This window comes from Thalassotalea montiporae (genome assembly GCF_053485855.1).
On record NZ_JBQRUO010000003.1, the window covers coordinates 299,288 to 321,241 of the forward strand.

24 protein-coding genes and 1 other RNA gene are annotated in these 21,954 nt (G+C 41.5%); 12 read left to right on the top strand and 13 right to left on the bottom strand.

Annotated elements, in window-relative coordinates; translation table 11 throughout:
• The first annotated feature begins 12 nt into the window (after positions 1 to 12).
• Positions 13 to 360: an outer membrane protein assembly factor BamE gene (locus tag ACSLUR_RS11960; protein WP_448554808.1), complete on the top strand. Its 348-nt coding sequence runs from the start codon at positions 13 to 15 to the stop codon at positions 358 to 360.
• 199 nt (positions 361 to 559) lie between these two features.
• Here ACSLUR_RS11960 and ACSLUR_RS11965 read toward each other — a convergent pair whose 3' ends face one another.
• From ACSLUR_RS11965 to ACSLUR_RS11975, 3 genes are all read right to left on the bottom strand, one after another.
• Complete coding sequence (locus ACSLUR_RS11965) at positions 560 to 1,210, bottom strand: glutathione S-transferase family protein (protein ID WP_448554810.1); 651 nt, start codon at positions 1,208 to 1,210, stop codon at positions 560 to 562.
• Between the two features lie 903 nt (positions 1,211 to 2,113).
• Entirely contained in the window at positions 2,114 to 2,458 is a 345-nt protein-coding gene (locus ACSLUR_RS11970) for an RnfH family protein (RefSeq protein ID WP_116017727.1), read from the bottom strand.
• Positions 2,458 to 2,889, bottom strand: a complete 432-nt coding sequence (locus tag ACSLUR_RS11975) for a type II toxin-antitoxin system RatA family toxin (protein WP_116000915.1) — start codon at positions 2,887 to 2,889, stop codon at positions 2,458 to 2,460. The genes ACSLUR_RS11970 and ACSLUR_RS11975 overlap by 1 nt, the downstream gene beginning before the upstream one ends.
• Before the next feature lie 144 nt (positions 2,890 to 3,033).
• Here ACSLUR_RS11975 and smpB point away from each other — a divergent pair, with 144 nt between their 5' ends.
• Positions 3,034 to 3,522 carry an SsrA-binding protein SmpB gene (gene smpB / locus ACSLUR_RS11980; protein ID WP_116008732.1) on the top strand — a complete coding sequence of 163 codons (489 nt, stop codon included), beginning with the start codon at positions 3,034 to 3,036 and terminating at the stop codon, positions 3,520 to 3,522.
• Between the two features lie 135 nt (positions 3,523 to 3,657).
• Positions 3,658 to 4,009, top strand: a transfer-messenger RNA (tmRNA) gene (gene ssrA / locus ACSLUR_RS11985).
• Positions 4,010 to 4,448: 439 nt separating this feature from the next.
• Here ssrA and ACSLUR_RS11990 read toward each other — a convergent pair.
• Both ACSLUR_RS11990 and ACSLUR_RS11995 read right to left on the bottom strand, forming a co-directional pair.
• Positions 4,449 to 5,135 (bottom strand): helix-turn-helix domain-containing protein, encoded by a 687-nt coding sequence (locus ACSLUR_RS11990; protein ID WP_448554813.1) that lies wholly within the window; start codon positions 5,133 to 5,135, stop codon positions 4,449 to 4,451.
• Between the two features lie 403 nt (positions 5,136 to 5,538).
• Positions 5,539 to 7,749, bottom strand: a complete 2,211-nt coding sequence (locus tag ACSLUR_RS11995) for a prolyl oligopeptidase family serine peptidase (RefSeq protein ID WP_448554816.1) — start codon at positions 7,747 to 7,749, stop codon at positions 5,539 to 5,541.
• A gap of 291 nt (positions 7,750 to 8,040) precedes the next feature.
• Between ACSLUR_RS11995 and ACSLUR_RS12000 the strand changes: the two genes are divergently transcribed.
• Positions 8,041 to 8,409 carry a hypothetical protein gene (locus tag ACSLUR_RS12000; protein ID WP_448554818.1) on the top strand — a complete coding sequence of 123 codons (369 nt, stop codon included), beginning with the start codon at positions 8,041 to 8,043 and terminating at the stop codon, positions 8,407 to 8,409.
• 179 nt (positions 8,410 to 8,588) lie between these two features.
• Here the strand turns inward: ACSLUR_RS12000 and ACSLUR_RS12005 are convergent, their stop codons facing one another.
• Positions 8,589 to 9,521: a LysR family transcriptional regulator gene (locus ACSLUR_RS12005; RefSeq protein ID WP_448554820.1), complete on the bottom strand. Its 933-nt coding sequence runs from the start codon at positions 9,519 to 9,521 to the stop codon at positions 8,589 to 8,591.
• A gap of 184 nt (positions 9,522 to 9,705) precedes the next feature.
• Between ACSLUR_RS12005 and ACSLUR_RS12010 the strand changes: the two genes are divergently transcribed.
• From ACSLUR_RS12010 to ACSLUR_RS12020, 3 genes are all read left to right on the top strand, one after another.
• On the top strand, positions 9,706 to 9,951 hold the full coding sequence (locus tag ACSLUR_RS12010) for a hypothetical protein (RefSeq protein WP_448554822.1): 246 nt from the start codon (positions 9,706 to 9,708) through the stop codon (positions 9,949 to 9,951).
• Positions 9,952 to 9,954: 3 nt separating this feature from the next.
• On the top strand, positions 9,955 to 10,887 hold the full coding sequence (locus ACSLUR_RS12015) for a sodium-dependent bicarbonate transport family permease (protein WP_448554824.1): 933 nt from the start codon (positions 9,955 to 9,957) through the stop codon (positions 10,885 to 10,887).
• A gap of 157 nt (positions 10,888 to 11,044) precedes the next feature.
• Positions 11,045 to 11,848, top strand: coding sequence for an Hsp20 family protein (locus tag ACSLUR_RS12020; RefSeq protein ID WP_448554826.1), 804 nt, complete (start codon positions 11,045 to 11,047; stop codon positions 11,846 to 11,848).
• Positions 11,849 to 12,030: 182 nt separating this feature from the next.
• Here ACSLUR_RS12020 and ACSLUR_RS12025 read toward each other — a convergent pair whose 3' ends face one another.
• Positions 12,031 to 12,492: a hypothetical protein gene (locus ACSLUR_RS12025; protein WP_448554828.1), complete on the bottom strand. Its 462-nt coding sequence runs from the start codon at positions 12,490 to 12,492 to the stop codon at positions 12,031 to 12,033.
• Positions 12,493 to 12,643: 151 nt separating this feature from the next.
• Here ACSLUR_RS12025 and ACSLUR_RS12030 point away from each other — a divergent pair, with 151 nt between their 5' ends.
• Positions 12,644 to 13,057, top strand: a complete 414-nt coding sequence (locus ACSLUR_RS12030) for a MarR family winged helix-turn-helix transcriptional regulator (protein WP_448554830.1) — start codon at positions 12,644 to 12,646, stop codon at positions 13,055 to 13,057.
• A 52-nt stretch (positions 13,058 to 13,109) separates the two neighbouring features.
• On the opposite strand, the gene ACSLUR_RS12035 is transcribed toward ACSLUR_RS12030, so the two are convergent.
• Together ACSLUR_RS12035 and ACSLUR_RS12040 are read right to left on the bottom strand one after the other, a co-directional pair.
• Positions 13,110 to 14,072, bottom strand: coding sequence for a sensor domain-containing diguanylate cyclase (locus ACSLUR_RS12035; RefSeq protein ID WP_448554832.1), 963 nt, complete (start codon positions 14,070 to 14,072; stop codon positions 13,110 to 13,112).
• A 2-nt stretch (positions 14,073 to 14,074) separates the two neighbouring features.
• Positions 14,075 to 15,172: a response regulator gene (locus ACSLUR_RS12040; RefSeq protein WP_448554834.1), complete on the bottom strand. Its 1,098-nt coding sequence runs from the start codon at positions 15,170 to 15,172 to the stop codon at positions 14,075 to 14,077.
• A 179-nt stretch (positions 15,173 to 15,351) separates the two neighbouring features.
• Here ACSLUR_RS12040 and tpx point away from each other — a divergent pair, with 179 nt between their 5' ends.
• Both tpx and ACSLUR_RS12050 read left to right on the top strand, forming a co-directional pair.
• Positions 15,352 to 16,014: a thiol peroxidase gene (tpx, locus tag ACSLUR_RS12045; RefSeq protein ID WP_448554836.1), complete on the top strand. Its 663-nt coding sequence runs from the start codon at positions 15,352 to 15,354 to the stop codon at positions 16,012 to 16,014.
• Positions 16,015 to 16,462: 448 nt separating this feature from the next.
• On the top strand, positions 16,463 to 16,918 hold the full coding sequence (locus tag ACSLUR_RS12050) for an Hsp20 family protein (RefSeq protein WP_116002434.1): 456 nt from the start codon (positions 16,463 to 16,465) through the stop codon (positions 16,916 to 16,918).
• Between the two features lie 82 nt (positions 16,919 to 17,000).
• Here the strand turns inward: ACSLUR_RS12050 and ACSLUR_RS12055 are convergent, their stop codons facing one another.
• The 4 genes from ACSLUR_RS12055 to ACSLUR_RS12070 all read right to left on the bottom strand — a co-directional run bounded on the left by ACSLUR_RS12055 (position 17,001) and on the right by ACSLUR_RS12070 (position 20,287).
• The gene (locus ACSLUR_RS12055; protein WP_448554839.1) at positions 17,001 to 18,017 is read right to left on the bottom strand and encodes a tetratricopeptide repeat protein; all 1,017 of its coding nucleotides are present in this window, start codon (positions 18,015 to 18,017) and stop codon (positions 17,001 to 17,003) included.
• 16 nt (positions 18,018 to 18,033) lie between these two features.
• On the bottom strand, positions 18,034 to 18,891 hold the full coding sequence (locus tag ACSLUR_RS12060; RefSeq protein ID WP_448554841.1) for an alpha/beta fold hydrolase: 858 nt from the start codon (positions 18,889 to 18,891) through the stop codon (positions 18,034 to 18,036).
• Between the two features lie 113 nt (positions 18,892 to 19,004).
• On the bottom strand, positions 19,005 to 19,355 hold the full coding sequence (locus tag ACSLUR_RS12065) for an MGMT family protein (RefSeq protein WP_448554843.1): 351 nt from the start codon (positions 19,353 to 19,355) through the stop codon (positions 19,005 to 19,007).
• Between the two features lie 266 nt (positions 19,356 to 19,621).
• Positions 19,622 to 20,287 (bottom strand): SDR family oxidoreductase, encoded by a 666-nt coding sequence (locus ACSLUR_RS12070; protein ID WP_448554845.1) that lies wholly within the window; start codon positions 20,285 to 20,287, stop codon positions 19,622 to 19,624.
• 405 nt (positions 20,288 to 20,692) lie between these two features.
• Between ACSLUR_RS12070 and ACSLUR_RS12075 the strand changes: the two genes are divergently transcribed.
• Both ACSLUR_RS12075 and ACSLUR_RS12080 read left to right on the top strand, forming a co-directional pair.
• The gene (locus ACSLUR_RS12075; protein ID WP_448555118.1) at positions 20,693 to 21,250 is read left to right on the top strand and encodes a GNAT family N-acetyltransferase; all 558 of its coding nucleotides are present in this window, start codon (positions 20,693 to 20,695) and stop codon (positions 21,248 to 21,250) included.
• Between the two features lie 134 nt (positions 21,251 to 21,384).
• Entirely contained in the window at positions 21,385 to 21,828 is a 444-nt protein-coding gene (locus tag ACSLUR_RS12080) for a DUF3291 domain-containing protein (protein ID WP_448554847.1), read from the top strand.
• The last annotated feature ends 126 nt before the right edge of the window (positions 21,829 to 21,954 follow it).

A 21,954-nucleotide genomic window follows, 5' to 3' on the forward strand; every position in this document is an offset into this window, starting at 1 on the left:
TTTTAGTTTTTCATGTTAGCAAGAAGCATAATTTTAGCGCTTGCGCTGACCACCAGCGCATGTTCAAGCTGGGTATATCGTATTGATATCCCACAAGGTAACTACCTTGAACAAAAAGATATTGACCGCTTACAAGTGGGCATGACCAAAGAACAAGTAAAGTTTATTTTAGGTAGCCCAGTAGTGATTGACTCATTCGAGCAAGACACTTGGCACTATGTTTATCAATTCAAGTCTGGCAGAAATTCAGACTTTGATGCGCGTAAAGACTTTATCGTTAAGTTTGTTGACAACAAGCTAGTGTCTGCTGAAGGTGATTTTGAACTTTCAGAAAACTTCGACACACCATACGATAGTTAGAATAAGATAGCTAAAAAAGCGACTCACGCATTGCACTCATGAGTAACTAGTAACGTTGCTCAATTAGCGATAAGCGAAAACTAAAAAAGCAGCCTACTGGCTGCTTTTTTGATGTTTTTGTATTTAGTAAAACTAACTTAGTTAGCTTCTTATGAACTTACTAGCTTACCAATATACGAAGTAAAGCAAAACAAAGCTTCTATGATTTTGCACTAGCAAACATTTGTTGTTCGCTTTCAATACACTGCTTTACCATAGGAATACTGAAAAAACGCTGCTGGAATGCAGTAAGTTTCGGGTAGCTAGCGGCATCAAGCTCATAATCAGCATGAAGCAAATTCACTAACGCACCACCAATACAAACATCAGCAATACTTAATTTATCACCGACAAAAAAGTCACCTGTAAGCTGTGACTCTAAATAAGCTAGCTGAGGCGGAATTAACTCATTAATCACTTCCTGACAGCGATCTACATCCGTTGTGTGATTGAAAAAAGCTGGCCCAACAACACGCTGGAAATAAAGCGCGGCAGTAACTTCGGTTAGCTTAGTGTCGGCGTACTCTTCAAACCATAGTGCTTGCGCATAGTCATTAGCATCATCTGGGTACAATGAGTTGGTGCTATTCGTTTTTTCTAGGTAAGCAATCATCACAGACGAGTCAGCAAAGCTAAAACCATCATCAGTCACGTAGACAGGCACTTTGCCAAGCGGGCTAGCGGCTCTAAACGCTTCATCGTCAGAGCCTGGCATCATCATTTTTACTTCATATGGCATATTTTTGTGTTCATGCGCCAAAATCACTTTACGAACATAAGGTGAAGGTGGCACACCAAGAATTGAAGGCATATTGAATTCCTTATTATTTAAACGCCCAAATGGGTTGTGTTGTTATTCCCAAAACCAGACCTCAATTATAGGAATAAATTTTCATAAGATTTTAACTAGCTACCGAAATTGGAAGCCCAAAGAAGAAAATAATTGTGTCAAAAGTTGTCGTCACTGTGTTTAGAACCTCATTAGCAAAAGATTAAGTCCAGATAGTTTTACTTAGTATATTTTGCTAAAGCGACAATAAATTAGCTATCGTAGTTCATTACAACTAGTCTAAATCTTCACTATTCCAAATATTCACTGATAGAAGCGAACCAACTCTGAGAGTTGCTAATATCAGCAAAGCTCAAACTGACAACAAGACTCTCAGCCCGCAGATTTCATGTAATAAGAGAGCCAATGGAATATTAATTGCTATAACTTGAAAACGTCAAAATTCTGCTTGGAGCTACCAGTGAATACCTCTTTTTTTAAATGGAATCACCTACCAACAATTTTTATGTTGGTAACCATATTTTCGCTATCCAGTTGTTCAAAGAAAGATGAATTTTGCACGGTAATCGATGATTTCAGAAAAGTGGATACCATAAAGGTAGTGCACACGTTTGATGAGTCAAAAATAACCTATTTCGTAGACTTTCAGAATAGTTATCAAATATTGGTAAAGAGAAGCCAAGTTGAAGAAGCCTATAAAGTACTTGGCACCATAGGTATCAAAAATAGAAGTAAACTTCAAAGCACCTGCAAATTTGTTCATTAGCGCTACGAATAGCAACTATTGCCAAATGGTTTCGCATTATGGGAAATTATCAACCGCTCCATGCCTAATGCCGATGGTTAGTTCAAGTAGGTAACTCGAACCTAAATATTAGACAGGGAATATATCTGTGCAATTTAGCGAAGCTAAACCAGTTAAAACTATGGCTTAGCTCTTAGATTGTTAACTCGGCCACCGGTAACTTTATCTGCTCGGCCTTCTTCTTTCGCTTTTTCTGCGCGGCGTTTACGTACTTCTTTCGGGTCGGCTATCAGCGGGCGATAAATTTCAATACGATCCAAATCTTCCAGCTCATCGCTTAGCTTGGCGGCGCGGCTCCAAATACCGACTTTGTTTTTAGTCAGGTCGATATCGTCAAACATATCCATAATGCCCGACTCAATAATTGCCTGCTCTATGGTTGTACCTTTAGCAACAGGTAAAGCAATAAGCTCTTGACGAGTCGCCAAGCCATAGACCACTTCAATATGAATCTGCTCTGCCATTAGCCGTATACCTTTTTTGCTTGCTGAGTAAATGCTTGAACCATGTTATTGGCAATATTGTTGAAGATTTTACCAAATGCCAACTCTAGAACCTTGCTCGAAAATTCATATTCAAGGCTCAGTGTGACTTTACATGCCTCTTCAGACAGCACAGTTAAATCCCAGCTACCCGTGAGCTGTTTAAATGGTCCATCTACCAAGTTCAATACCACTTGCTCGTTTTCCACTAAGGTATTTTCTGTGGTAAACCACTTAGTTACCCCACCCTTTGAAATTTTAAGCGCAGCCGTCATTGAACCCTCATCTTGTGAGATGATTTTACTGTCGCTGCAATCTGGTAAAAATTGTGGGTAAGCAAGTACGTCATTGATCAGGTTATACATATCACTAACACTGTGCATAACCAAGGCACTACGATGAATTGATGGCATTAATTTCCCCCGTTAAGGGCGCAGATCATAGCAAATCGAATCTAAAAGCTCACTACTCGCACACTAAATTCAATAATTTTTCCTCTGGCGATTCAAAACTGCGGATTAGTCCGTATAATGTGCGCGGTTAACTGTGGAACGATTATGGCCAAGAAAAAATCAAAACAATCAAATAGCAATACCATTGCCCTCAATAAAAAAGCACGTCACAACTATGCACTTACCGACAAGTTCGAAGCGGGTATGAGCCTGCAAGGCTGGGAAATTAAGAGCATTCGCAGTGGCAAGGTCAATATTTCTGATTGTTATGTCATGCTTAAAGACGGCGAAGCCTACCTAGTCGGTAGCGAAATTCTGCCGCTTAATGCCGCCTCTAGCCATGTGGTTTGCGATCCGGTTCGAAGCCGTAAGCTATTGTTAAACCGCCGTGAGCTTGACCGTCTAATTGGTGCCGTTGAGCGCGATGGTTACTCACTTGTTGCCACTGCCATGTACTGGAAGCAGTGCTGGGTAAAACTGGAGTTTTACTTAGGTAAAGGTAAGAAAAGCCACGATAAACGCGCTGATATCAAAGATCGCGAATGGCAGATCGACAAAGGCCGTTTAATGAAAAACAAAAACCTTAATGGCTAACTAAAGCAAATAGCCTAGTTAAGGTATAGGTTGTGATTAAAACAGCGATAACTGGTTAAAAAATACCACGTTGTTTCACAACTCGAAGCGCTGTACAATGCGCGTATTGTAAGTGACTCACTTACCACAAACTTTGGGGCAGATTCAGGATTCGACAAGATTCGCGAAACCCAAGGTGCATGCCCAGGGGCGGTTGGCCTGGTAAAAAGCCGCAAAACTATAGTTGCAAACGACGAAACGTTCGCACTAGCAGCTTAATGCTAGCCATCCCCGCCAAGTTTTACCTGTAGACTAGCGGAGCGATGGTCATACTATACTAGGTTAGCGAGGGAACCTTGTCTGAGGGTGAACCGCGAAACAGTATCAGACTCACCAGAAAGTAGCCTGTCGTTCGGCGACTGACTGGTTAAATAATAGAACGACTAAGCATGTAGGACCGAGGATGTAGGTTTTTTGGACGGGGGTTCAACTCCCCCCTGCTCCACCACACACTAGTTCCAAGAGAACTCAAAAAGACCAGAAACGCCAATATAAATAAGGCTTTCTGGTTTTTTTATGTCTAATTCTCACTAAGATTTCTTCTGTAATCTAGCGTCGTTTTTATATTAGGCTGGTTTATCAACGTATAACTAGCGCTTTTATCTTGCGCATGATGCGGAATAGAAATGTTTTCTCTGAGGTATCCGGAAGACAATGTGGATCATATGTCATTCCTGCTTTGCAGACGATTAATGGCAAAGGTAACAATTCCCCGCGCTCGATGGCACGCACCTTTGACTTCTTTGATTGTTGGCTCTTTTCCATAAAAACTTGCACTAACTAGATTTTTTAGTACCACCTGAAGTACCACAAACACAAATGCTAGTTGGGCTGTGGTACTAAAATTACAAGTATAAATAACCAGTATGTAAGCTTAGCACTGCTTATTAACTTAGCATATCGCAAGTCTTAAGCTTTAAACTTAATGGTCTAAAAATGCTTTCCGCAATGATGGCAGCATGAAATATTATGATCAAATTAAAAGACGAGGCTCTTTGGAATACAAAGTTTTCGTATGTGTCTATGTTGCCAAGAATGCCAATTGCACCACTGGTAAAGCCAATTAAAGCACCTGCATACAGAAACTTAACTTGACTGCTATACAATTTTGCTAAGTATTGGGCTTGTACTCCCCCGACAAGTTCATCAGTAAATAAATACTTCAAGCCCTGTATTGATTTCAACATGCCATTGGTGCCAAAGGCGATCACTGTGGCCGCATATAAAAACAAAATTAAGAACAACCCTGATTGCACATCAATTACCAGAGATGCACTGCCTCCCAACACAACAAACATTGCAATAGCGCCAATTATGACCAGCAACGCCAGTAGGTTTTTCATAATAATTCTCCTCACCCAATTAACTTCAATTTCATTTGAGGTTGCCATCAATAATTGCGGGGATAAATTGAAAACTGAAGCTATGGCAAGGGTTGATTCAGCCGAGGCTTTACCATCAGACTCTATTCGTTGAATAGTTCTTACCGAAAGCCCTGACGCTTTAGCCAATACTTCTTGTGACCATCCATGCTCACTTCTTATTTTCTTTAATTTATCTGTTGAAAGTAACATCCAAATTTCCTACTAATCATTAACAACAACATGAAGAATTATGATGATTTCCTCATTCCAAGGTATACATATCACACGACACTTTAACGACAGACAACGACATTTCAGTAAAATCAAGGTGTTATGGAGTCAACGTTCCAGTCGATTTTTTATAAATATGAAGAGAAGTTTGGCTTTCTGCCTCTCTATTTTTATCAACATGAACAAAAAGTTTCTCATTTGAAAGAAGTTTTTAACACGTTTTGCAGTCGAAACAAGGCTCTCAATAACTTACTGTTTTCTATTCAATATCGTATTACTTACATGACGTTTGTTGATTAACCCCAATAAACTGCCAATTATAAAAAAACCCGCAATTTTGCGGGTTTTCTCACTTAGCAATTAGCTTCACTGCTCAGCGAAACTATTTTGGCAGTTCGCTAAAGCCCATATTAAACAAAGTAAACGCGTAAATATCAGCGTATTGTTCAATAGTTTTTGAGACTGGTGTGCCTGCGCCGTGACCAGCATTAGTTTCAATGCGGATCATAGTTGGTGCATTGCCTGCCTGCTTAGCTTGCAGTTCAGCAGCGAACTTAAATGAGTGAGCCGGCACAACGCGGTCGTCATGATCGCCTGTGGTTACTAGTGTCGCTGGGTAGCTTACGCTCGCTTTCACATTATGCACTGGCGAGTAGCCTTTTAAGTACTCAAACATTTCTTCGCTTTGTTCGGCTGTTCCGTAGTCGTATGCCCAACCTGCGCCAGCAGTAAAGGTGTGGTAGCGCAACATATCAAGTACGCCAACCGCTGGCAGCGCGACTTTCATTAAGTCAGGGCGCTGGGTCATTACCGCACCAACTAATAAGCCTCCGTTTGAACCACCGTTAACAGCTAAGTAGTCGCTTGATGTGTAGTTTTGGTCAATGAGGTATTCACCAGCGGCAATAAAGTCGTCAAATACATTTTGCTTTTGCAATTGTGTACCTGCTTTGTGCCATGCTTTGCCGTATTCACCGCCACCTCGTAGATTCGCAACGGCATAAATCCCCCCTTGCTCCATCCAAACCGCACGCGTCACGCTAAAGTAAGGCGTTAAGCTAACGTTAAAACCACCGTAACCATATAGGATGGTTGGATTTTTACCGTTTAGCTCTAGCCCTTTTTTATGGGTGATCATCATTGGCACTTTCGTGCCGTCTTTTGAGGTGTAAAACACTTGCTTAGACACGTAATTGTTGCTGTCAAACTTAGCACCTGATTCACGGTACACATCAACCTTGCCAGTGTCTGGCGTTAGCTTGTAAATCGTGCCGGGTGTTTTGTAGTTGGTGAAAGAGAAATAAAGCTCTTTGTCATCTTTTTTACCATCAATCTCACTAGCACTGCCTAGCCCAGGCAATGCAATCTCGCGAACTTTGTTGCCTTGATAGTCGTACTGATACACTTTTGAAATAGCGTCAACCATGTACTCAGCAAAGAAGTAACCTGCTCCTGTTGAAACCGTTAACACGTCATCAGTTTCAGCAATTAGGTTTTGCCAATGCTCTGGTGACGGCTTACTTGCATCAACCGTTACCACCTTTTTGTTTGGTGCATTTAGGTTAGTGACTAAGTAAAGCTTGCTGCCTTGGTTTTCAATCACATACGTGTCTGAATCAAAGTTATCTAAAATGGTAACCAGCGGACTATTAGGGCGTGTTAAGTCCTTTAGGTAAAGATCGTTACCTGACGTAGACGTTGCGCCGCTAATCAATAAGTAGTTGTCGTCTTCGGTGACATAACCAGCCACATAACGGCGCTTTTCATCTTGTGTTGCACCGAAAATAACAGGATCGTTCGCTTGTGGTGTGCCTAACTCATGGTAGTAAAGTTTGTGCTGGTCAGTTTTGGCTGAAAGCTCGCTGCCTTTTGGCTTGTCGTAACTAGAGTAATAAAAACCTTTGTTGCCAACCCATGAAATACCAGAGAACTTCACATCGACGAGTGGCGCTTCTAGCACTTTTTTCGTTTCAGCATCGATGATGATGATTTTTCGCCAGTCGCTGCCACCTTCAGAAATTGAGTAAGCGGCAATTAAGCCATCTTTAGAAAAGCTTAATTGCGCTAATGACGTGGTGCCATCTTCGCTAAAGCTGTTAGGGTCTAAAAACACTTCCGGCTCGCCACCTTCAACCATACGGTAAACCACGTATTGGTTTTGCAGGCCATCATTCTTATAGAAGTAGGTATATTTTCCTTCTTTGAAAGGCGCACCCACTTTTTCATAGTTCCATAAATCAGCCAAACGCTCTTTTAGCTGTTCGCGGTACGGAATTCGGTCTAAATAACTAAAGGTGACTTGGTTTTGCGTTTTTACCCAAGCACCTGTTTCTTCACTGCGATCGTCTTCTAGCCAGCGGTATGGGTCGGCAACTTCTTTGCCAAAGTAAGTCTCGACGACCTCGCCTTTGCGGGTAACTGGGTAGGCTTTATTGTCGAAACCAGAGTTATCAAAACTAGCGTTATCAACACTGCTATCAGCCTGAACTGTTTGCTTCATCACTTTTTCACTATTATCTAAACCCGAACAGCCTGCAATTAAGCCTGCCGTTAACACGCTCACTGAGACTAAGCTCGTGAATTGTTTGTTCATTTTTGCACTCCTCTGCAATTCGTCGACACTAGTCTACACAAAAACCATTGAAAGCAGAGAAAATTAACAAGTATTTTACATAACCTCTGCCAAGGGATATTTACACCAATACGTGTACATCTTGGTTTTTGCCTTTTATTTAGTAATCAAATTGCATAGCCACATTACATCACTACACAGCAAGCGATCACCAATCATTAGATAAAAATAAATACGATCATTAAATTTTATCTATTTTTATCTAATCTAAAAATTGGGCACGATAAGGTTAATTCTTTAACGGAGGTGACTATGAAGTGTTTTATCCATGCGAACAATATTGAGTTAACCAAAGGTTTTAGAGCCCAAATCGCCAATCGCGTTCAAAGTGCTTTTGCCCGCGTTGACGACAAAATTAAATTCGTTGTTGTCAGTTTTCAAGATATCAATGGTTTACGCGGCGGTAAAGACAAGCAGTGCAAGCTGAAAGTTGTTGGAGAAGGCATTAGCAATGTACAAATAATTGATGCACAAACTACCGCCCAAGCGGCATTTAGTCTTGCCTTAAGTCGTTCAAAACGCACCTTTACCGATCGCATTAAAAGACCGCTGCGACAATTTCGAAAAATGCGTTCAACAATGCGAGAAAGCTTTGAAGAACTTAGCGTCGAACCCGCATAGCCTTAGCAATTGGGTTTCACACGGTGGAACAGCCTTAGGAGCTAAGCCCAACTGAAAATAAGCTTAGCCAAAGCGTAAAGCCATACGAAAAGCCATATGATCGAATAGCAGCCAAAATTTTGGGCAATAAGTGGCTAACTTGTTGCCCATTTTTGTCCCCATGGTACTCACTGTATTTGCTAAAGCTTAATCGCTTGTTTCATCATTTCGCGCCCTTCTGTTTCTACATAATTTAGAAAAACATTCGCAATTGGCGATAAATGATGTGTTTTCGTCCACGAAAATGACCATTTAGATTTTATTGGCAAGCCCTCAACATTCAGCACTTTCACCCCATACATTTCACCAAATGCCAACGTATGCGCGGAAAGAATAGAAACCCCAAGTCGAGAGAGAACGGAATGAATGATGGCTTCATTACTGGCAATCGTCATTTTAACTTTAGGGCTAACACTTTGTTTGCTAAAGAATGATTCTGTTGCATAACGAGTGCCTGAGCCAGATTCCCTGATCAAAAAATCTTGCTGACAAAACTGCTCTAGCGAAACCCTTTTTTGCTTTGCAAATGGATGGTTCTGCTCGGCGATAGCCACTAAGTCGTTTGACATAAACTCAATAGTTTCAAGCTCCAGCCCTTCAGGAACATAACTAAATACATAGAAGTCATCTAGCCCCTGCTCTAGTCGTTCAATCACTTTCTGGCGGTTAGCTACGGTAAATTGAATATCAATACCGGGATAACGCTCGCAAAATGGCCCCAGCAAATGAGGAATAAAGTATTTAGCAGTAGTGGCGCTAGCAAGTCGCAGAGTACCAGACTTTAACCCTCGTAAGTCACTCAACTGCATATCTAATGCTTCGCAGCTCTGCAGTATTTGCTGAGCTGTTTTGACTGTTGCCAAGCCTGCATCAGTAAATTTTAGCTTGCGACCAACCTGATGATAAAGCGGCAACCCAATTGCTTCGCTTAACTTTTTGAGCTGCATGGAAACTGTTGGCTGAGTTAAAAATAGTGACTCTGAAGCTGCTTTAACACTGCCTCCTTGATACAAAGCGAGCAAGATTTCCAACTGCCTAAAGGTGCCGATATGGGCATGAAGTCTTGATGCCACAACCACCTCCTATAGATTTTTATCTATTTAATAATTAGTGATTATCTATTTTTATCTAACTTGATTGATTTGTAAACTAACGCTCATTCGAAATTGCTTAGCTTTTGTTCAAAACGCTTAGCAACAACTCGCTAACCCGCTCGATAAATTTCGAGCAATAGTGCCAAATGTGTCGGAGAAAATCGTGAGCAAAAGAACAACCTTACTCGTTATGATCACCAGTTTATTGCTGTTTGGGTTTTACTATACCAGCACAGTGATTGGTCATGAGCTCATCGCATTTGCATTGCTGGCCGCGGCGCTAATGACAATTGCATTGGTAAATACAGTAAAGTCGTTAGCATATTTCAACCGTGTGCGTACAAATGCTTTGGGATTAACTACCAAGTTAACTCCCCAAACACCTTCCAACATGCTCAGCGATAAATAAGCCATGATGTTAGACGCAGTTGTTGCATTTTTCATTTTAGGCATTGTTTGCCAATTACTTGGCGCCAAGCTTTCTTTTCCTGATGGCCTTTATAAAACGCTCAGTATGTTTTTGATGATTGCCATTGGCTTGAAAGGTGGCTTAGCGATGCAAGCACATGTTGACGCTAGCTTGCTGACCATGTCGTTAGTGGTTATCGCGTTTGGCCTAACCTTACCTTTGCTTGCCTACCCCTTACTACGATATTTCGGCCAACTGGATAAAGTCAACGCTGGTGCGGTAGCCGCTCACTATGGTTCGGTGAGCGTCGCAACTTATGCGGTAGCAGTCGCTTTACTCGAAGCAGGCAACATTAGTTATGAAGCTTACTTTCCGCTGTTTGTCGTATTGCTCGAAATGCCCGCTATTTTGGTCGGCCTTATGCTCGCCAAAGGCAACTTAAAAATAGTAAATGGCGAATTTATTAAGAAAGAACTTATCGCCAACCAAAGCATACTGCTAATGCTAGGCGGCTTGGTTATTGGTTATATAGGCGGCACCAGCGTGCAAAAGCTTTCGCCAATGTTTATTGACTTATTTTCAGGAGTATTGGCACTTTTCCTACTGAAAATGGGCATAGTTGCCGCCGAACAACTTTCAACATTGAAAAAGAACAGCATGTTTTTAATTAGTTTCGCGATATTAATGCCGATGATTGGCGGCTTGGCTGGCACCGGTTTGGGGCTAGTGATGGAACTAAGTGCAGGCGGCGTCGCGCTGATGGCAGTGTTGGGTGCAAGTGCATCATACATTGCGGTACCTGCGGCGATGAAAGAAAGCCTGCCAGAAGCAAATGCTGGTATGTCAATCACGGCTTCATTGGGCATTACCTTTCCGTTTAATGTGCTCATTGGCGTGCCGTTTTTTATCGCGCTGGGAAGCTACCTAGTGCAATAACCTTAGTGCTATAGGAAAGTAACGCTAGCGGAGTAGCACTAGCGGAGTAGCACTAGCGGAGTAGCACTAGCGGAGTAGCACTAGCGGAGTAACAGTTTGAAAAGCAGTTTAGCTATTGCCAACAATAGCTTGCATTATTACTTTTGGAGGAGGATGTATGATGAACTCAGTTGATTTAAGCCCACTCTATCGCAGTAGTATTGGCTTTGACGGGTTATCCGGCTTGTTAGATAACGCACTAGCTGCAACTAATGAGGTAAGCAGCTACCCCGCTTACAATATTGAGGTAGTCGCCGAAAATTGCTATGCGATTACCATCGCTGCAGCGGGTTTTGCTGACGATGAACTCAATATTCATGTAGAGCATGGTGAGCTAACGGTGAGTGGCGAAAAGCTGAAAAACGCGAATCGTCAGTACTTACATCATGGCATTATCACGCAAAGTTTTGAGCGAAAATTCACACTTGCAGAATATGTTGAAGTAACACGAGCTAAACTAAGCCACGGCCTTCTTGTTATTGAGCTGGTTAAAACACTACCTGAGTCAAACGGTGCAACTTGTATCGCAATCAATCACCCTTATAAATCAGCTAATGAAGAAGCTACTAAGCATAGTGCTAACGCGTTCGCTGGTGCCAATGCCAATGCCAATAAAAGTAAGCCAGCCCACAATAAACCTATTAACAATCGCTCCATCAACAATCGTCCCGTTAACCAAGAGGCTGTTCAAACGAGTTCAGAAAGCGCCACAGAACGGAACATAAATACGCGAACTAGTGTGCACAGGAATGCACAAAAAGATATTCTAAGGGGTAGCAAGCAGCAAATTACTTCTAATACTAGTGTGACAGAAATCACGGAAAAAAGTGATGCAGAGCAGCTTGTAGAAAAACCAATGTCCCGCGAACAGCTTAAGCAGCACGATAAAACAGCGGCAGAAGTTTGCTGGTTTAATGGCTAAAATCAGAAAACTAGATGTGAAGATTAGGGGAAACTTCTTCCCCTTTCTTCGGGTAAGTTTAAATTTAGACGTAAGCCTTAGTTAAAATCGCGATAATTGGTTGTGAATTATCAATAGAACTCAAGACTATCGCTTACACTAAGCTCTGGCAGACAACCCACTACTGTAATGCGTTTTAGCCATTACTGACGTTTTGCACGAGCGATAACTTCCTGCTCAACTTCAAAATTAACCATAACAGCAGTAAGACTGGCATAGAGCAGCCCAACAGGTAAGGCGTATAAAAAGCTCATCATGTATAAATCAAAAAACTCATTTATCGACTGAAAGTTTTGAATACTCGCGGTTGTGGTGAGCGCCATTATCGACTCTAAGATTAGCGTCATCACAATACCAATGAGTAAATTACGTAGCATCGCTGGCCATTTACCAAACACGCGGCCGATAAACTGATAGAGCGCTAAAAACATCAAACCGCCAATCGGTAAAACCGTAACGGTGGCAAAAAAGAACGCACGGCTCCAAGCTTCAAAAAAGCCACGAAGTGTTGATAAATTCACCCAGGTCATAATGGTGATAATGATGGCAATAAGCACCAGCACTGCAGGTAACAGCTTAAACACCTGCTTAACATTTGATTGCATATTTACTCTAAATTAGATGATTACTTGGATGGAAAAACGTCAAAGAATTGAATAATTTGGACAAGGTCTACTATAAAAAATGTTGGTTGACACTATCAACCAACTTTACAATTTGATGCATTTTTCGCTTAGCAAAATATGTGGAGTCGACATGGAGTTAAGCAACACGCTTTTTGAATTAATACATTTAGTGCGAATGAACATACTAACCAAAGTCAAACAGCTAGACTTTGATCTAGCGCCGATGCACCTTAAATCGTTGAAAGTTATTAGCAAGATAGATCTGTGTACTGGCCAAAAATTGGCAAACTTTATGGGTCGAGGTAAAGCCCAGATTAATCGACTAGTTAAAAAATTAGTCACTCAAGGCTTAGTCATTAAAAAAGACCATGCACAGGATAAGAGAAGCCAATTATTGGTTTTAACATCATCTGGACAAGCAATAGTGGCGGCATTTAAGCAAGCTGAACAAGAAGTGTTTGAGAAAATGCTAACCGATATACCTGCCTCACAAATTAGCACCTTTGCGCAGATTGCCAGTAAATTAAAAGCAAATTTGGAATAATCGCCTCTTTCGCGCAAGAGGCAATTGATACGAAGTGAAAATTCGTGACGTCTTATTGTTTCGGGAACAAGGTAATACGGTTTCGACCACCTTCTTTTGACTGATAAAGCGCGGCATCTGAGCATTCAATCCAAGCTTCGTAGGTGCTGATCCCCGGCGTGACTTGAGCAATACCAATACTAATCGTGTACTTCACATCAATATCATTGTATTTCACCACCGAAGCCTCGACTGTCTTGCGCATACGCTCAGCAAATATGTGGGCATTTTCTAAGGTCGTATCTGACAGCAAAATAGAAAATTCTTCACCGCCATAACGCCCTGACACATCGGTCTCTCGCACTTGTTGGCGCACAACATCTGCCAAATGTCGAATCACTTGGTCGCCTACCATATGACCATAGCTGTCATTAATATTTTTAAAATGATCAATATCAATCATGACTAAACAGCTTGGGTTTTGGCTACGCGTCCAACGTTTAAATTCAGCTTCTAAACAACGCTCCCAGTGAGTACGGTTAAACAGCTTAGTTAACCCGTCAGTTTGACTCAGTATCGCCAATTCTTGGTTAGCCGTTTCAAGGTCTTTCTTATGCACTGCGCTGTCAGTTACATCATAAACAATCAAACACAGGTGACTTACTTCCCCGTTGGCTGCCATAAGCGGGATAAAAGTGGTGTTCTGGTACATGTAATCGGCAGTACCCGTAATTGGGCGATAGTTTTGAAACTTAAACACATATGGGCGCTGCTCCCAAATGGTAAACGCTTTGTTTTTCAGTAAAAATACCGATTCTGCTTTACGAACAAACCAGTCTTGAGGAATTTCTTCAAACAAGCTAAATAAGTTTTTATCTTTAACCTCACGTGGCAGCAAACCACTATGGTTCTCCATAAAACCATTCCAAATCTGGATATTGTACTCACGATCAAGTACCACTAAGCCAACGTCAATGTTGTGCAACATTTCCATCAACCAATGTAATTCATTTAATTGTGATGCTTCTAACGACATAACTAATCCAGTAAATAGGAAATTTTATTGTTCAAGGTGCGCATTGACTCTTCAGTAAACAGCAACAACAAGTCACACTTTATTGAATAATTTTCAATGTTGTAGCTAATCTCAATGGCAAGCGTTTGGCGCCATTTTGCCGAATTAGTGGCAATTAAATCTTTAATATTGCGGTGTTGACCAAGCACAACGGGATGACCTTGGCTAAACGTCATATCAAGTTGCTCAGACACACCACTTAAACAGGCACCAATTAAGGTATTGGCCATGTCCATTAACAGTTCAAGTTCAGCACTTTCATCAATATCTTGGTGATAGTTCATCAAAGACGCGATTTCTTTGAAACTCGAATCATTGAGAATTAATAACGCTTCGCCGCTGACGCCTGCGCCAATAAAACCCTGACATACGCCCGATGTTGTCTCGTTAGTGGCAACTGACGTTAGTGCCATGCGAAGCTCGCTCACTTCAATCAAATTCACATTCGGAATTGGCAAGAGTACAAATACATCAAGCAAGCGTGCCAGCAAATCACCCGCTCTACCCATGGCTACATTGGCGATTTCTTGATAACAATCACGCAAATCTGGAGCTAAGGTAATTGGTTGGTATACGCGCTCTTTAACTTCCTGCGCCTTAGGCACTGGTTTGTTGATGGCAGGTAAATCTATTTTATCTTGTCGGCTTTTCGTTACGGCTTCTTGGTTTTCTTTACTCGTAGAAAGCTCTTCGCGAGTAAAAATACCGTAAGACAGTAAGATGTCGGTTAGTTTGTCTTTGTTGACAGGCTTTTGAATAAAGTCCAGTGCGCCCATACCAGTAACGCGCTGATGCGCTTCTGGCTGAATATCTCCGGAAATCACTACGGTAAGCGTTGGTAAATCTTCTTTGACGATGGTTTCAAGTACTTGATATCCATCCATAACTGGCATATTTAAGTCCAGTAGCAGCACGTCGCCTTTGCCAGCTTTAATCGCGGCAATCGCTTGTTCGCCATTTTCGGCAAAACTTACATCGACCTCCCAGTCTTCAGGCAGCGAACGTGCTACCTGCTTGCGCGCCATATTTGAGTCGTCGCATATAAGTAATTTGGTTGGCATTATCAGTAAACAACCTCTGACACTTCAATGGAAATGAAAGAGTGTAAGAAAGGCTACAAGCCCCTACCACACTCTATTGTTATATCGGTTAAATATCCAAGACCGGCCTTATTCATTAGCAATTTAATCAGGACGAAGGTAAGCTTGTATTACATACGATATCTATACGTACACTATATATGAAATTTTCAACTTTACTATTAACTAGTGCATTAAATTTTGCTGTTATTTCCTCTGCTTGCGCAGATTTCTTCACACAAGACTCACTGCCGCAAACCGACAATTTAGTCAAAGCTGGCAACAAGTTTGTCACCTTATTAGGCAACCAAGTAAAAGAAGGTGAAAAAGCACCAGACTTTAAAGTGGTCAATGATTCATTTGGGCCGGTATCGTTAAGCGACTTCGCAAACAAGCCGGTGCTTATTTCAGTGGTACCTAGCTTAGATACAGGCGTATGTTCATTACAAACTAAACGCTTTAATGAAGAAGTTGCTAACTTACCTAGCAATGTGGTGATGATGACCATTAGCAACGACTTACCCTTTGCACAAAAGCGTTTCTGTAAAACTGAAAACATAGACAAAATAAAAGTGCTTTCCGACGCGGTATGGCGTGACTTTGGCAGTAAGTACGGTTTGCTCATTAAAGATATGGGGCTGTTAACGCGTGCAATTTTTATTATCGATGAGCAAGGTAATATCGCTTACAAAGAACTTGTTGCAAACATTTCTCAGCACCCAAATTACGACAATGCCTTAGCAACCTTAAAAGCACTAAATTCAGCCGAAGCTTCAACCTCACCAACGTCGGCTGCTACGGATGGCGCTATCGCGGGTCACTAGATTTTTCGTTACTTGCGAGCTTTTCGAAGATTTCGTTATTTCGAATTTTTTAAAAGAGCCAACTGGCTCTTTTTTTGTTTCTGAACAAACAACAAAAATAAATCATATATTCAAACAGTTAACATCAAACCAAAAATTAATTTAAAAATTTTTTTAGTTTTTTCCTTGAAACTATTTTCATCAACCACATATAGAAATTGTAGTCGCCTGATAGGGACTACATTACATTAACCGCCCGTTCATTATGAAGGGCAGGCTTAATGAATTTAGCTTTATCTTGCAATGCAAGAAACGGCAACAATCGCGACAAACATAGCATTTAAGTGTCACTTTAGTGAGCTTTAACTAACTTGTTTTAGTCAAAGATGCTAGCTAGTCGGACTGCCCGCCACGGCCAAATTTTATTAAGCATTAACATATTGCTAAACAAATATAGGATATGACTATTATGCGTACATCTACAGATTTCAGCCCACTATACCGTTCATTCATTGGTTTTGATCACTTAGCTAGCCTAATGGATAAAGCCGCACGCAACGAGAAACAGCCTTCTTACCCGCCATACAACATTGAATCACTTGCGGAAGACAAGTACCGCATTACCATGGCCGTTGCTGGATTTGCTGAAGAAGAGCTTGATATTGAATCAAAGCAAAATCATTTAATTATTACTGGCACAAAAGCTAATGCAGCTGATAAAGCTGAACGAAAATTCTTACATCAAGGCATTGCCGAGCGTAACTTCGAGCGTAAGTTCCAACTTGGTGACCACGTCAAAGTTGTCGGTGCCTTTATGGAAAACGGTTTACTGCACGTTGACTTAGAAAGAGAAATACCAGAGGCCCTAAAGCCAAGAAAAATCGCCATTAATGGTAAAAGTTTATTAGAGGGTAATACCGAATAAACTTTTCAACGACATGTTTTCCCTGTTTTAGTTTTTGCCCGGTATCATTACCGGGCTTTTTTTGTGTTGACCTCTTCAGGCTTTACTCAGCACTTTGCGACGCACTTTTTGCTTGAGTCAATGCCGATTCAAACTGAGTAAACAAGTCTTGATAATGTGTCGAGCCCTTCACTTGTTCAACCTTGCCATAATAACGCTCGGCCTCTACAAGCTGACCTTGTGCTAAAGCAATTTCGGCTCGTCGGAAATTAATCAAGGTGTGATCGTTATCGCCAAATTTACCTAACTGTTCGGTCTGTAACAGAAAATCTAACGCCATAGGGTAGTTTTCTGCCATTTGATATGCACGAGCGACATTGTAAAGTGTTATCGCTACTTGGCTTTCATTGCCTGTTAACCTTGCCCACTTTAACGCTGAAAGACGATATTCTATATGCTCATCAAGTTTATTGAGTCGATATGCAAAATGCCCTAAATTTCCAAATAATTCGCTTTGAAAACGTGGCATATGTCGGTTTTCGTATTTGGCAACCAGCGGCAGCAGCATGTAATAGCCGCGCTGATATTCCTTTTGTTGATTCAAACTGTTGGCAATTTGTACCACAATCATCGGGTTGCGATTCACTTCACTGACTTGTTCAAGTAACTCAATTGCATTGCGCATATACTGATTAGCGATATCTTTATCGCTAGCCGGCAAAGTTTTAGCGGTATAAATTAGCACGCTGATTTTAAACTTCAGCGGAATATCGTCTCTAGAAATCCAAGGTTTAAGCTCACTTGCCAACTGTTCTAAGCGCTCTAACTCAAATAAGGCGTCAAGCTGATAATTCTTATATTGAAACCAACGACGGCTTTCATTAGGTTCTAGCCTCAACAACTGTTCAATATGCATTAAACATTGCTGTGGCGATTGTGCACAAACCGCATGGATATCAGTATCAGGACGAAGAGAGGTAGACTGAGCAGCCAAGGCTCCTTTTGCCATTATCACACTGATTAACAAAGTCGCGAGCAACCAGCCAATTGGTCTTGTTGCTTCAGCAAGCCTACTCACTAGCCTTAATTGAGCACCTTGAGTAAGCTTGCGACATGACATTCGGAATTGGTGTGAACTAATTATTCTCAGCATGTTGTTGAATAAAGTCAGCAATGATAGGTAATACTAACTCACCATGGCTAACTGGCGCCATATGTCCGGCTTCAACTTCCACACTTTTTACATTTGGTAGGCTGCCAATAATGGTTTCAGCTAAGCTGTGACTTAATTTCGGGCTGTATTTACCTGTTAAAAATAAAGTCGGCGCTTTAATTTCAGCAACATTAGCAAGAGAATAGCTAGCCGAAATTAACCCTTTAAAGTCGAGCGTCACCTTGGCCATATCATCCGCCATTAGCGCTTGCATCTTGTCGGGCAATGATTGAAAGAAGCCTTTCATATTCCAAAAGTCAGTAAATACTTCTGCTGCTTTAAACTTATCTTCAATATCCACGCGATTGGCAAATTCATCAGCGACATTACGCAGCTCACTACCTGCCGGTAATAGATTAAATGCTACTGGCTCAAAAAGTGACAAGCTAAGCACTCGCTTAGGTGCCTCAACCGCCAATTTAAGCGCTATCGCACCACCACAAGAGTGACCAACTAAGTGATAACTGCCATTGCCAATAACTTCAGTCAACGCTTGGTTAATGCGAGTAATTTCAACATCGAAGCTATAGTTGTCTGGATCACTTACGCGATCTGCACCACCATAGCCCAAAATATCAACGTTGATACAAGTAAAGTGATTTTCCAGCTGCTTAACCAGCGGTAGCCATTGACGGGAAGAGCTCAGTGAGCTGTGCAAAAATACGATGGCAGGGCCCGTGCCCGAAACATAAATCCCTTTTGCTATTCCCTTGGTTGTGGCCTCTTGCTTAACATCAGGTTCAACATAACTTTTCGAATCAGACAACGCATTTGCTGACATAAATACTCCACCAATCTAACAGGGTGTCAAATAAAAGATTGCTTATTATGAGAATCTCTACTCGATTGTCAAAAATATTTACTACGATACGCGATTAGTCTTGGATTTCGCTATTAATATTCGAGCCTAAACAATAACTCTGCTATGTCAGGCTGCCATTGAAACTCTTTTAGTTTAATGCGTGAACCGATCACTACCACTTGTTCATCTTGTAGGTGCTGTTTTTGCCGCTCAAATGACTCTGAGCCGACAGGAAAAGAGATTTTCCCTGCTGAATTTATCACGCGAAACCAAGGCACAGGCTGGCCTTGGTAACCTTCTTTTGGGACAAACCCCAATGACTTTCCAACGAGTCGAGCACGCCCCGGTAGCCCTGCTAAATCGGCAATTTGTCCATAACTGGCAACCTTACCTGCTGGGATCATCTGCACCGTGCGCCAAATTTTAAAGTAGCTTTCTTTCATTAAGTAACTAGGTCTATTTCGCTGTAACTGGGGTAAATACCAATTTCAATAAATACTTGATCATTCTAGCTGGTCAAAATGCTCATTAACCACGTTGTTATTTTTGAAATTAGAACAACTAGTTAACAATAAATAACGCCTTGCCTACATGGATATAGGTACTTAGGTTTTGCTGGGAGCATAAAACCTGTGTTAATGAACCTTTTTCCTGCGCGATCATTGTTCAACTAATTAATTCAATTGGTATAACTCGACACGTTTTAATATTACCAAGGTAATTGCTGACCATTTGAATGTCGAAACTGGCCGCTAGTCGCTAGCGTTAAGTCGTCCACCAACCCAATAATACGGCTTGCCGACTCGTTTGCAGAAATATCACCACGTCCGCCAACCATATCCGTTTGTACATAGCCTGGATGATAAATACCAACAGCAATTTCTTGCTCTGCTAAGTCATGGCTAAGCGACACCGCAGCAATATTTAACGCCGCTTTTGACATGCGATAGCCAAAGCGACCACCAGAAGTGTTGTCGGCAATTGAGCCCATACGCGAGGTGATCATTGCCACTTTAGCGCCCGCTTCAAGGTTTGTTTGCAATGCGTGAACGACGCGAAGCGGTGCTAAGGTGTTAACCTCAAACTGTTCGCGCATGGTATCAAGGTTAAAGTTCGTTAAGTTTTCATCACGCAAGATACCGGCATTACACACCAGTACATCAATTACTTGACCTGTCAGCGCCTGTGCCATTGTCGCCAAACCACTTTCATCGGTTACATCAACGCCTTCTACTACAGTTACGTCTAACGCATCCAGTGCAGGTGAGCTTTGGCGACAAACGGCATAAACGCTGTCGCCGCGCTCACTAAAAATTGATGCCATAGCCAAGCCAATGCCGCGATTAGCGCCGGTAATTACGATTGTTTTTGCCATTTGAATAACTCTCTTTTGTACCTGCTTTTACGTTGTCTTTATTTTGTACTGTCTATCTGTTGACCAGTACTGAATAGCAGTGTCATTATTGGGGAATAAAGTTAGGGGCTGTTGACCTTTGTTTAATAGTTCAGCTAAGCGATAAAATCGTTTTAATCAAGGCGAAAGTCATGTGGTTTAGTCAGCTAAAGCCATTACTTTCAACGCAGAGTTAAACGATTTTAGCCTTAGCCCGAAGGGCAATGTCTATTTTCCGCGCTAACGGCATTAGAATTCTCTCGTTTGGAACAAACAACACTCATTCTGCTTTGTTATCACGAAAAATAGCCTATTGCTGAAAATACAAACAAAGGTCAACAGCCCCAAGTATTTTTAACAGTATAGAGTGTAACACCAGTGAATAAAATGGACTTATCCTGCTTAACCCCTGCCAACTTATCGTTTCGCACTGAGCGTTTATCCATACGCGTTATGAATCAACATGATTTACAACATTTCAGTGCGATACAAACAGATCCTGAGTTGATGACTTATATTGGCGATGTACTTGAACCAGAAGCTTTTGAAGCTAAATTTCAAGCGAGAAATACGTGTTTTAACGACCATAGCCAATGGTTCACCTTGTTGATATTTGATCGCGCTAGCAGCGCATTTTGCGGTAGCGTCGGTTTCTTACTGGAAGATATTGATGCGATGCGTGTTGAAATTGGCTACTTACTGCTAAATGAACAGCAAGGCAAAGGCATTCTTACCGAAGCCGCGAAGCCAATGGTGGACTTTATTTTTACCTCTTTAGGGGCAAGAAAAATATTCGCCAAATGCGCCGTCGAAAACACGCCGAGTTGGAAAGTAATGGAAAGGTTATCATTAAAGCGTGAGGGCTGCTTAGCGTCGGATTTTTGTGTTGGCGACACTTGGTTTGATAGTTACTACTACGGTTTAATCAACCCTAGTTTGGCTTGACCACAAGCACTGATATTTAAACCTCTTATATTGTAAACATTAGCATCTAGACATGCGCTTTACACAAAACGGTAAGAACCCAGTAAAGCTCATAGGGCAAACTACAAATCCCAAACAATTATCAGGGAAGAATCATGACCAAGGTATTAGCACAACTCAATATTGCGACCGCACTCGCTCCGCTTGATAGCCCACAACTTGCCGATTTTGTCGATAATCTCGATCGCATTAATGGCGTTGCCGAGCAATCACCCGGTTTTATTTGGCGGTTAAAAGACGACACAGGCAATGCCACCGATATTCAAGCATTCGATAACCCCCAAACCATCGTCAATATGTCAGTTTGGCAAGATGCAGACGCCCTAAAAAACTTTATGTTTAAAACAGATCACCTGAGCTTTATGAAACGAAAAGCACAGTGGTTTGAAAAATCGTTGCAAGCCACTTATGTACTTTGGTGGATTGATGCAGAGCATAGACCAACAATTACAGAGGCCGTAGCAAAATTAGAATACCTTCGTGCACATGGTGAAACTCAAGCAGCCTTTAGCTTTAAGCAGCTTTTTCCGGCAATTTGAGCAAGCTACAATAGTTTGATATTAAACAAATAACAGCTATCAAACCCCAACAACGCAAATAACAATTATTTTCATTTATGTAAAAATTCGCTATAGTCTAGCTTTCTTAACAGCATTACCCAAAAG